Origin of the sequence: Spirosoma validum (assembly GCF_014699035.1) — a bacterium.
Lineage (GTDB): Bacteria > Bacteroidota > Bacteroidia > Cytophagales > Spirosomataceae > Spirosoma > Spirosoma validum.
Genome location: NZ_JACXAA010000004.1, coordinates 216,942 through 227,659 on the forward strand (window position 1 = coordinate 216,942; position 10,718 = coordinate 227,659).

10 protein-coding genes are annotated in these 10,718 nt (G+C 49.7%); 5 read left to right on the plus strand and 5 right to left on the minus strand.

The genetic code is table 11. The features are described from left to right. The first annotated feature begins 254 nt into the window (after window positions 1-254). The gene (locus tag IC230_RS13415; RefSeq protein ID WP_191039539.1) at window positions 255-638 is read left to right on the plus strand and encodes a hypothetical protein; all 384 of its coding nucleotides are present in this window, start codon (window positions 255-257) and stop codon (window positions 636-638) included. A gap of 212 nt (window positions 639-850) precedes the next feature. Here the strand turns inward: IC230_RS13415 and IC230_RS13420 are convergent, their stop codons facing one another. After that, entirely contained in the window at window positions 851-2,587 is a 1,737-nt protein-coding gene (locus tag IC230_RS13420) for a sialidase family protein (RefSeq protein ID WP_191039540.1), read from the minus strand. A 253-nt stretch (window positions 2,588-2,840) separates the two neighbouring features. On the opposite strand from IC230_RS13420, the gene IC230_RS13425 reads away from it, so the two are divergent. Next, a complete protein-coding gene (locus IC230_RS13425) occupies window positions 2,841-3,026 on the plus strand; it encodes a hypothetical protein (protein WP_191039541.1) in 186 nt (61 codons plus the stop codon). A gap of 45 nt (window positions 3,027-3,071) precedes the next feature. After that, on the plus strand, window positions 3,072-3,284 hold the full coding sequence (locus IC230_RS13430) for a TIR domain-containing protein (protein ID WP_191039542.1): 213 nt from the start codon (window positions 3,072-3,074) through the stop codon (window positions 3,282-3,284). A 29-nt stretch (window positions 3,285-3,313) separates the two neighbouring features. On the opposite strand, the gene IC230_RS13435 is transcribed toward IC230_RS13430, so the two are convergent. Further along, window positions 3,314-3,493: a hypothetical protein gene (locus tag IC230_RS13435; RefSeq protein WP_191039543.1), complete on the minus strand. Its 180-nt coding sequence runs from the start codon at window positions 3,491-3,493 to the stop codon at window positions 3,314-3,316. A gap of 516 nt (window positions 3,494-4,009) precedes the next feature. Between IC230_RS13435 and IC230_RS13440 the strand changes: the two genes are divergently transcribed. Both IC230_RS13440 and IC230_RS13445 read left to right on the plus strand, forming a co-directional pair. Continuing rightward, window positions 4,010-4,699 (plus strand): hypothetical protein, encoded by a 690-nt coding sequence (locus IC230_RS13440; RefSeq protein WP_191039544.1) that lies wholly within the window; start codon window positions 4,010-4,012, stop codon window positions 4,697-4,699. Between the two features lie 233 nt (window positions 4,700-4,932). Beyond that, window positions 4,933-7,482, plus strand: a complete 2,550-nt coding sequence (locus tag IC230_RS13445; RefSeq protein WP_191039545.1) for a CHAT domain-containing protein — start codon at window positions 4,933-4,935, stop codon at window positions 7,480-7,482. Window positions 7,483-7,539: 57 nt separating this feature from the next. Here IC230_RS13445 and IC230_RS13450 read toward each other — a convergent pair whose 3' ends face one another. The 3 genes from IC230_RS13450 to IC230_RS13460 form a co-directional block, all read right to left on the minus strand. Further along, on the minus strand, window positions 7,540-8,304 hold the full coding sequence (locus tag IC230_RS13450) for a hypothetical protein (RefSeq protein WP_191039546.1): 765 nt from the start codon (window positions 8,302-8,304) through the stop codon (window positions 7,540-7,542). A gap of 775 nt (window positions 8,305-9,079) precedes the next feature. Then, window positions 9,080-10,099, minus strand: a complete 1,020-nt coding sequence (locus tag IC230_RS13455) for a putative Ig domain-containing protein (RefSeq protein ID WP_191039547.1) — start codon at window positions 10,097-10,099, stop codon at window positions 9,080-9,082. 35 nt (window positions 10,100-10,134) lie between these two features. After that, window positions 10,135-10,707 carry a type VI secretion system tube protein Hcp gene (locus IC230_RS13460; protein WP_191039548.1) on the minus strand — a complete coding sequence of 191 codons (573 nt, stop codon included), beginning with the start codon at window positions 10,705-10,707 and terminating at the stop codon, window positions 10,135-10,137. Between the last annotated feature and the right edge of the window lie 11 nt (window positions 10,708-10,718).

Consider the following 10,718-nt stretch of genomic DNA (forward strand, 5'->3'; position numbering starts at 1 on the left):
AGCGTTTAGGCAGAAAGAGCAATTCACAGCTACAAACATTCAGTTATAGCATTTGATCCTTAACGAGTACCAGCCCTGTTCAACAATCTTTAAATTGCCTTCCGATCAGCTGTCAATAAGTTCTGTCGAATGTCGGAAATCGGCTCGGCTCTCACCCTGACGAGGGCTCTTTAGGAAGTCCGCTCCGAAAGGCATGTTCTGCCCGACTCGGTGGAGGGATGGTAAACTAAGTGCGAAACAGGTATCTTCAATCCGTGAACCCACGCATACGCCCCGACGACCTACTAATCTCTCCCTACAAAGAGTTAATTCAGACACTGGTCAACCAATTGATTCGTGCTGCCTTACCCGCTGACGGATTGACTTATTTGGATTATATTAGGAACATCAGCATCCTGTTGCTGACAACCCAGGACCCGGATCGGACAACCGTCATTGTCCAGACGCTAATCGCCCAGGCCAGCTCGCTCAACAAAACAGCTGTCTGGCTGGAGCAGGAACTTAAGTTTGAAGGAATGATCCATGGAGCCGACCGGCTGGATTTCCTGCGGCTCGATCTTAGCCAGGCCGGCGAGGTGGATGATTCAGCACTCGATTTGTATAACGAACGGGTTAGTCGGTTTTCTCACCTTGACTAAGCCATTCTGGTCAAGTGTCCAGTAGGGGGCATTGGTTAGCGCTGGTCGACTCGATTCAGGAGACCATACACGCCACTCGAGATTCAGGAGCGCACGCTTACCTTTACGAGCCCAGCAGGAGTTAAAAACGGGGTGCAACAATATTCGTTGACAAGTTCAAAAACCAACCGCTGCCTTCGCTGAACGACGATGTCTAATTGAATCCAGAGACCTTATTGACGGGGATTAACGGTTACTTCCCGTATTTTTATCGCTTTACGTTCTTGATTAAGTTCGTTCTTGTAACGGAAGTCCGAGTAAATCACCAAAAACCGGTTAGGCCCAGTAGCCAGCAAACCCGTATAACCGCACGATACCAGATACTGCAGCTCCAGTTGCTTACTTTCGTAGGGTAGCATCTCAAAACCATCCGTCCACGTCTGCGTCACGCCCGACTTCATAAATCGCAACTGAACGCCCGGCCGGCCTGAAGATAGGACCGTAATCCCATTGGCTAGTCGTAACAAGCGAGGAAGGGCGCCTGCCGGCGCGATGGCCACTGGTTTGGTCCAGTTCCGGCCCTGATCGTAGGACCGACTGGCGTATAGAGGGCCATTACCGACTCCATTGGTGACCCCATCCCCATCCGCGGAACGAATAACGCAAAGCAGACTGCCGTCGGCTAATACTTCGTAGGTAGGTTCGCTAAAGCCGATTCGTTCGGTGGCCATCGAATCAATAGAAGCATCCGCTTGAAAGGGGATGCGGCCCTGAAACTGCCAGGAGTGTCCCCCATCCCTGGATCGGTGAAAAACCACGCCCATTTGCTTATCTACCTGACCATTATCCTGCAAATAGTAGCTCGGGTAGACGCCCGCCAGCAGCGAGCTATCAGCCAGCGTGTGCAGATCGCCCCACCAGACTACGGGCACCAATTCTTTCGAGCTATAGCGTACTGCGCGGGCATCATCAAGCTGAGCCTGTTCTGCTTTCCATTGAGTTTGACCGGCCCGTTTTCGGGTTAGATAAATCCCTTTTACTGGATTGGGCATGTCTTTCAGGCGGTAAAAGGTAAAATTGGTTTTACGGTACTTAAAGGCCGTTTTGCCCAGGGACGCTGGCATAGCCAATTCGGTGACCTGAACCGGCCTGGGATCGACAACCCGGAGGAGGTCACCGTTGGGCAGCGGGTAACCGGCTAGTTGGGATGAATCAGGTGTGATGGGTTGCCAGGTTCTGCCACCATCGGACGACACGCTGGACCCGTTGGCCGCCAACCCATACGCCCGAATGTCATCCGGATGCATCGCCCATTGGGCGTGTAGATCGCCGTTAACCAGCCTGGTCAGCGTGGGAAACTGATAGTAGCCCCAGGGCTGAGGCTTATCGGCTACGGTAATCAGCTGGGGTTTTCCAAAGTGGATACGAAACTCGGTTTTGCCGTTTCGTCGATAAGTAACCTTGGTTTGTTGGATAGCCGGTACGCCAAACGCAACGTCATGGAGAGACCGAACCGGGTTTTCTTCCCAGACCAGCGCTTGAGCGGCCGCATCTACGGCGCTAAACCTGGTCGTGGTACAACCTGCTGTGAGCAGGCAACACAACCCGACCAGAAGGGACTTCATTGGTACATTCATATCCGTAAGTAGATAAAACGGTTGGATCTGGCTAAACGGTTGACAGCGTTGGTCAAACATAGCATTGAATCGGTGGCAAACATAATTTCCGGCGGGCACGAAGAGAAGACCTTCCCAATAAATAAAGAACACAGAACGGGAGTGGCTACGTTGACCCTTCCCTTCATGGCTTCGTTGCCGCACCAACGCTTCATCGTATTGGCGAGGGCCATCGCTGCCGTTGTACACGTCGAATGGGACGGGTCGCTGGTAACGTAGCGAAGCTGTAGTGATTAATTTGTAGATAAACCTGATTGGCAGATAAAGAATGTATCTGGATAAAAGAAACTGCACAGTTTACTTAAAAAGATAGAGCAATTTGATTCGTCACCCGCGAGTAGGGTCAACACACTATAGTACAAATAGGGCCAACACGATCGGGTCCGATCCGTTGATTGGTCAACTGAGCATCCTAGTGGCCAGCTTATCGGCTTGGCTGACCAAGCATCCCGGTCTAACCAACGGTTCGAGGTATAGGAAGGCGTTAGCGGAGTTGCGTAATACATTGCCAGGCAAAAGCCGTTAGTCGTGGGTGTCCGATAAAGACATGACCGCCCTATGTACCCAGGCGTTTGCCTTGCTGAAAACGATTGACAAGGAGAATAGAAACGTGCTCATCGTGCACAGTCGCGACACAGTAATGCGTGATGCAGTTGAGAATGCGCTGCGTGGTTTGAATATTCCGACGGTCGTGTTGGTATGTGAAGAGGATCAGGGGCAGACTTCTCATTGAGAAGTTTGAGAAACAAGCCGCGCGGTGCGAATACGCCGTAATTCTATGTTCGCTGACGACGAAGACCGGCTCCGACCGACGGGACGTAGTAAAGATGCGCCAGTCTACCGGTTCCATACCCGTCAGAATATCGTTCTGGAATTGGGCTATTTTCTGGCGAAAGTGGGCCGAAAAAATCGCTTTGTTTTACAGTCGGAAGAAGCCATTGAACCGGCTAGTGACTTTCACGGCGTTATCTGTCAGACGTATAATAAATAGGAAGCTGGAAACAAAAACTAGTCAGGGTACTAAAGGCCGCTGGTTTCAAGATTTCGGCGAAGTCGGCTGAGCGAATTTGATAGTTTCCACATCCATAAATCACTATCATACGTAACAATGTACGGTACGTCGCCCGTGGGCGCAGTGCTTAAATTAATTGGCTCCTTATTCAGTTCATTAGGATACGTAGCGATCAAATAATTTTCCACTCTGTTAGTGCCATCAACGCTTCATTGTCGAGTACTCCGATATAAAATTTGGTCCCATGCCGTAGGCATCCTTCGATCTAGAGCTGGTAACCTACGTTATAACGGACACTGATTTCGCTGTCCTGCTGACGTATATGGCTACTAAGTGAGCTTTTGTACGCCTTTCTCCAATAGAGTGGCTTATTGGGCCATTCGTAGAGTAGATAATAACCTGTGTGGTCGCGAGCGTCTTTGTAGGTAAACTGCGTTTTTACGTAATTTTCAATGTGTAAATAATGCCTTATAGACGGAACAACTTTTAGCTAGACTAAGCCAATGCAGGCTTCTATAATCAAAAAAATGATAGATTATCTCAAACAATCTGAGGCTAGTTTTTATGATTTTTTTGCTCTTTACAGAAACATACCTTTCAGCGGCATACGTATAATCAATAGATGTTGCAATAGTGCCCAGATTGACAGATCTTGTCCTGACTAAGTAAGTCGTTTTTGTTCACCCTGTCAAGCTAACGTCCTTATGAAGAGTCTATTCCATCAATCCTTCTTTCTGGTTTTACTGAGCTACGCGCCCTCACTTAGCCAACAACTTTACGTCCCGAACGAACGGGTCATCCTAGTAATCAATCCTAGTCGCCGGGAGGATTACGTTGCCCAGGCTCAAAAGCTAATCAAACCATCTGGCGAACTGAACGTTCGGCGTAGCCAATCGAACCCCTCCCTCTTACTGATTCAGGACCCTAACGTAGGGCGTTTGGATAATCCCCCAACCAATATTAAATCATTAGGGGCAGCCTATTTTAACTGGCTGGAAATAAAGCGGAGTAGTATGGCCGACACGAGCTATTGTGTTCATTGCGCAGGTGGCGAATCATCCATGCGTGCGATCAAGACACGTCCTGATCCAATCTTTCGCTTGTCCCAAAGCCGTAAAAGTGATGTGGTAACAATGGTCAAGTGTTGCCCAACAGGGATTGCTGACCAGCAGAACCAAGCCATTTTTATTGTGTCAAAGGGAAATGATAAAGTGACTATAGCTGAGTTACTTAACGAAGCCTCTCGCCTGACCGCCCCTGGTCACCTGAAAGTGGTACGTTATAATTCCGTTTTTCCAACCCAGGCAGATGGCTTGCTCAAAACATTTAATCGGCAATTGGTAAATCGTAACCAAGCGGTTTTACAACCGACGCCGATGGTGAAGAAAAAATGAAAGTCTGGCTGAGTGTTTTTCTAATGCAATGGCAGATAGGGTTAGCCCAGTGTCCCAGTCGGCCACTGGTCCTGAATCGTCTTGAAACAATTACCCACATAAGCCCAGGTCGCCCGAGGCTGGACTCCCTGCTCCAACTCCGGGCGGTCTGCCAACGTTGCCGCTACACTGATGATTCCACATATACCAGACTGTTGAATCAGCTTGTTTCTACTTGTTTCCTCTTAGCCGATATGCAACCTGACAGTCCATATCTACGACTGGCGGAACCTTATCTGCGGGAAGCGATCACCGTAGGCTCCACGCCTGGTTCCGTCGACAGAAGCTACGAACTCGCCAACAGCTATTATTTCCAGGCGATGATGTTGGAAGCTAACGAACAGCTTCCCCAGGCTGTACTTTTATTTGACAAAGCGATACGTTTGGGCAAGCAGTCCAGAAAAACCGGTAAGTGGGCCTACGCTTTTCTGAATCAGGCACTCGATTATTATAAACTGGGCGATTACGAACGCTGTATTCAAAAGGCCAGACTGGGATCGCACTATTATGGACAACGCAACGATCTGCGGTCGCAAGCCCAGTGTAGTGGGCTTGAAGCCATGGCTTTGGGAACGATGAACCAAGTGACAAAGGCTGCTCAACTGCTGGCTTTAGCCATTCGGCAGATTTCACTCATCAATGCACAGGATATGGATTTAGGCGACTATTACGTGCAGCTAGGTGATTTGCAGGGTCAACTCAATCAGCCTCAAGCGGCAATGGCCAGCTTTCAGAAGGCCATTAGTAACTTTTCATTTCATAAAGACGCCCAAGGCATAGCCGTTTACAGTAAAATTGGGTATCTCCATCTGAACGCATTTAAGGATACGTTAATCGCCCGAACCTGCTTCCAACGGGTTATTCGACAAGCAGCCAGTTCTTATCAGCGCGCCAAAGCCTATACAGGAATGGGAGATATTTCTCGATCATCCAAACACTACAAACAGGCGTTACAGTACTACCAAAGGGGGTTGCAAACCTTACCCATAAATTTTACGCCCTCCCAACTAACCCATAACCCATCGGCTAGTTCGGTGAAAATTGCAGCTCACAAAGCGTACTTGCTGACGCTGATTCAAAATAAGGCCGACACCTGGCTGGCCTGGGCAACAAACACCGCTAATCGACAATATTTAACGTATGCGCTGCAAACCTACCAACTAGCCGATCAAATGATTGATTTTATGCGGTGGGAACAAACGGGGCAGCAATCAAAATTGTATTGGCGGCAGCAAACGCATAGCCTTTACGAACGAGCCATTGAAACCAGTTTCCGAGTGGGTAATGCGCAGCAGGCTTATCATTTTATTGAAAAAAGCCGGGCCGTGATTCTAGCTGATAAAATTAACGAACTTGGCGCTCGTCAACATCTAGCGCCTGAATTGGCTACCCTTGATTATCAAATCAGGCAACGGACGACTAATTTCCAAAATCAACTGGGTACTCAATCGATAGGTACGCTGGCTTACCGACGTACCCGGCTAGCGCTCCTCAATGAGCAGGAACGTTTGGATAGTTTGATTCATGAACTTGAAACAACCAACGGTGCCTATTACCGATACAAGTATACCAATGTCGTAACACCCTTACCACAAGTTCAGCAGTGGCTCGAAAAACGTGATGCTTCCCTATTGAGCTTTTTTGTTGGGGAAAGTGCCGTTTACATCGTGGGCGTCACCCCTGCGGGAGTTCAGTTGCATAGCTTGCCCGTCCGACGTTACGCGCAAACAGTCCAGCCATTCATGAGGCTGCTGGCCACTAATTCGTTAAACAGTAAGGAAAATTTTTCCCGCCTGCTGGTTTTAGCGAATGGCCTATATCAACAGGTCGTTCAACCCTTCACACTTCCCCCCGGACGAGTTATCGTTTCCTCTGATGGGGAATTTATTCCCTTTGAGACGTTAAGTCGCTCCCCGTTTCAAGCCGATTATTTAGTTAAACAGTATGCCTTCAGCTATACCTATTCAGTACAGGGCTTACTAAAAGGCCCATCGGTTCAAAAAGCAAGATACGCCTATCTGGGGATGGCTCCCGTTCAGTTTAACGACATTGTGGTTCGCTATGACTCCGGGTATAATCATCAAAGCCAACCAGTTTTGACGGGCTCGGAAACGGCACTCATCAAAAGCAGTAGCCATTATAAACAGTCTGTTTTGCTCACGGGGGCAAAAGCCACTCGATTGGCCTTTCAGCAAAATGCACACTACGCCAACGTAGTGCAGTTGTTTACGCATGCCGATGCGATCACCGTCCCTGACTCCACAGGCTCGGTAGAGCCTACCATCTTTTTCGCGGATTCTGCTTTGCGATTGTCGGAAATGCAAGCCAGTCAGAACGTCGCCACGCAGTTAATCATACTAATGGCCTGCAAAACAGGACTGGGAATCAACCAAAAAGGGGAAGGCGTTTTTAGTATGGCTCGAGGGTTTGCTTCCTTAGGTGTATCTAGTATACTAACGACCTTATGGAGTGTTGAAAACCTGCCCACTTATCGGCTGGCAGAATTATTTCATGATCAATTGGCGAAAGGCTTGCCTAAGGATCTTGCTCTGCAACAGGCCAAACTCCAGTTCTTAGACGAAGCTTCCATGCTGGAACAACTGCCTTCACATTGGGCGGGTATCATCTTGATTGGGAATACAGACCCGCTCCCATCATCCAGCCAGTTGTGGCTATGGCTTATTGGTATTCTGGTGATCAGTGCCATTTCAGGAAGTTGGTTCTTCTTTCGGAAGAAAACGTAGGGCCCGGCCGGATTAATCCGGCCGGGCCCTACGTTAGTTTTTGGAGCGACACACCTACTACCAATTCAATACTAAGTTGGTTTCAGCTTGAATCGACGCGAACACCTGACCCGTGAACTTAGTATTGGTGACAGCATTACCCAAACATAACTGACGAGTGGTGGTACCTGAATGAACCGCCCGTTTAATGTCGAATTGTAGAGTGAATTCCTGTCCAATCGTATCCTGTAGATTCAGCCCGCTCACTACCGACGAGAGTTCGTTGATAAACACATTACCTACGTTCCCCGATTGAATAACATACCCTTTAGCAGAAGCCAAATTGGGATGATTCATGCGCTTGACGGTCCAACGGGCAGCGTAGGTAAGAAGCGGATTGTCTGGTGGACCGACCTGCGTTTTGGCTTTACCAATGGGCACTTTGATGAGCGTTGTTTCTCCAGCTTTAAGTGTTTGTAACACCTTCTGCTTTTTGCCAATAATTTCAAACTTTACCGTTTCAAACTCACATGGCAGAGGCCGGTACATATTGACCGTGTAGGCCGGCTGTCCCAGATTGGGAATTGGAAAAACCTCCACGTAATCGTCTAGTAACTGAAGTACTTTTTTCGATTTAGGCGGTTTGCCCGGACTGTAAGGACCATTTACCACGATTATCCAGCGAGCGAGTTGATATCGGAGCCATTGTCCGTCCTTAGAGCCTAAGTCAATGGCTAGGCTACCGGGCTTACTGATGGCTAATCCCTGGTTATTAATGGTTAATTTAGTGGTGCTGACAACAACTGGCGGCTTGGGATCTTTACCAGGGTCGAAGCCTGTCATTATCTGACGCTGAATAAACCATTGACCTTTCAACGCATCAATGGGCGTTGGCTTGGGAATGTATTTGGGCTCGACCCGGATAGCGTCGCTGTAAAAGACGACTTTACCTAAAGGACTTACGCTAATCGGGGGTAGCGTCAGAACGGAGTCAATAGGGACAGTTAAGGTAATGGATTGATTCGCGAAACCCGTCCAGGTAATTTCTTTGATACCGGTTGTCAGGTAAGGCCCCTAGCCTCATAGAATTCTACCCACAAGTTGGCTTGTAGATCGTCATACATTCAGGTTTGATAAGATAGAGCTGTATTGATCCCAAGGATGCCCTAATGCAAAAAAAGCCCTGATGGAATTTCCATCAGGGCTGCGAAGATTGTTAATTGATAAACGTGAATTTTGCAGTTTTATTGTGTACCCTGAAACGTAGCAGCGCTTATTTTTCACTCTTTTGTTGAATAGATTTAAGAGTCTCTTGGGTGAATAGGCAATCTCCCTTCCTCGAACGTATCATCTCCGGTGGTCAGACGGGTATTGATCAACTAGGGTTAGCCGTCGCCCAATTACTGGGGCCTGCATCCGCTTGAGGGTGTAGGGTACCAGCAGCTGACGCCCATCGCTGCAGTGGAGCCAATTAACAGCATTGGCCCCGGCCCGGGTTTAGGGCTGGATAGGCGGTTCTAGCTAGAAGCTGTACTCGGTAGGCTGAGTTACGAAGTGGAAGCTAGCCGGGGAACTGTTCGGTCAACAACTCGTTCAGCTACTAACGAAAGGAGTGTCGTTACTGCTGGAAGTAGTCGATCTTATCGGCATCGACGTTGTTGTTGACCCGCACCTCGCCCCCACTGCCCCCCATGATCACCGGGCTCAGCGTCAGCACCCCCGTGGTGGCTCCTGATGTGAGCGTACCACTGAAGCCAAAGCTTAGCTTGTCACCGGGGGCCACCGTACTGCTGGTGGTCAGCGTGTAGTAGTTGGGGTTCGAGTCGGCATCGAAACCCCACCGACTGTTCTGCACATCGCGGCCGTTGATGGCGGTGGCCCCCGGATCGAAGCTCAAGCTGACTTTGGCGTCTTTGGCGACCCGGACGGTGATGAGCCCCGAAGTAGGGTTCCCCATCAGTTCGACCACATCGACCACCACTGTGATGGTCGTAGTACCATACACCGTGGTGGGGCGGGTGTAGAGGATGGGGGTCAGGTCAGGACGCGCACAGGGACCATCCGAGCAGGATCTAACGTCAATAACAAAGCCGGCTGTGGCCGATAACCCGCCCGGATCAGTGGCCGTAATGGTAACATTGACGGGAGTCGTTGCGGTGGGCGTGCCCGAAATGACGCGCGTAACTGGATCGAAGCTTAGCCCGTTGACCGGGCTAAAGCTGGCGGTGTAGATCAGGCTTCCAGGCGTTTCGGCGTCAGTAAAGGCATTAACTGTATATGAAAACGGATTGCCAGTAAAGGCACTCTGGTTGGCATTAGTCGTGGCCACCGGTGCCGTATTGATTGGTGCTGGTGACTGACACAGATACGTATTGCATACATCAGCAGTCTGGCGGGCATTAGCCACCGAATTCGGTTGCGATTGGGCCGCGAAGAGCGCTGGATAGTACCCCGGCTGGGTCAGTCGCTGAAGACTATCGACGATTTGCTGGGTTCGACTGACAACCGGCGTAAAGCCAGTCACCCGTGCGGGGCTATGTCCCAACAACACAGGCGAGCCAGTCTGGGCCTGAACCGAGAACACCAGCCAACAAAGCGCGACAATCCCAGGTAAGGCTATTCGGAATAGCGGGCTCATGATCTTGTTGTTTAGCAGTTAAGTGAGGCTGGCACTTATTGAGCTGTGGCCGCTGCTATGAGCGCAGCGTCGACGTTTGCTGTGTTGGTCACCCGATCCCAGGTAACCGTGCTCAGGCCGGTCGATGAGGCTGGTGCAGCCGGGTTGTAGCTAACATACTGTCGGTACAAAAGCGAAACGGATTCAGACAGTCCAGGGCAACCGCTGGGGCAGCTAGCTGCCCCGCTCGCCGAATAGTTAGTCAAGTAAACATCACCCAGAACGATTCGGTAAGCCAGGGTTCCGTCGGCCCGGAAGAAACTCAGCCGGACATATTGAAATGATTGCCCCAACAACATGGCCTTTTGGAGGGCCGCAGTAGATGGATCGAACTGTTTGGTAATAGTTAGTGGAGGTAAATCGGGTCTGCTTGGGGCGGTAGGTCCATTGGAACTCGTGCTGAAGCTTGAGGTGAAGCTGTATTGAGCACTAGTCACGGGAATTGGCGTGGTATAGTTGGGAATTGAGGCTGAGTTTTCGACTAATTCCAGGGTAATACCCTGGGCGAAGGTAGTGCTACTAGTCAGATAGAAGGCGATGCCCAGGAAGAAAGTAAATACCGTTTTCATTGAAATTTGAC

Excerpts from the sequence above, each read along its gene's own strand:
- IC230_RS13425 (WP_191039541.1), top strand. The coding sequence starts at position 2,841 with ATGACCGCCCTATGTACCCAGGCGTTTGCCTTGCTGAAAACGATTGAC.
- IC230_RS13430 (WP_191039542.1), top strand. The coding sequence starts at position 3,072 with ATGTTCGCTGACGACGAAGACCGGCTCCGACCGACGGGACGTAGTAAA.
- IC230_RS13440 (WP_191039544.1), top strand. The coding sequence starts at position 4,010 with ATGAAGAGTCTATTCCATCAATCCTTCTTTCTGGTTTTACTGAGCTAC.
- IC230_RS13445 (WP_191039545.1), top strand. The coding sequence starts at position 4,933 with ATGCAACCTGACAGTCCATATCTACGACTGGCGGAACCTTATCTGCGG.
- IC230_RS13450 (WP_191039546.1), bottom strand. The coding sequence starts at position 8,304 with ATGACAGGCTTCGACCCTGGTAAAGATCCCAAGCCGCCAGTTGTTGTC.
- IC230_RS13455 (WP_191039547.1), bottom strand. The coding sequence starts at position 10,099 with ATGAGCCCGCTATTCCGAATAGCCTTACCTGGGATTGTCGCGCTTTGT.
- IC230_RS13460 (WP_191039548.1), bottom strand. The coding sequence starts at position 10,707 with ATGAAAACGGTATTTACTTTCTTCCTGGGCATCGCCTTCTATCTGACT.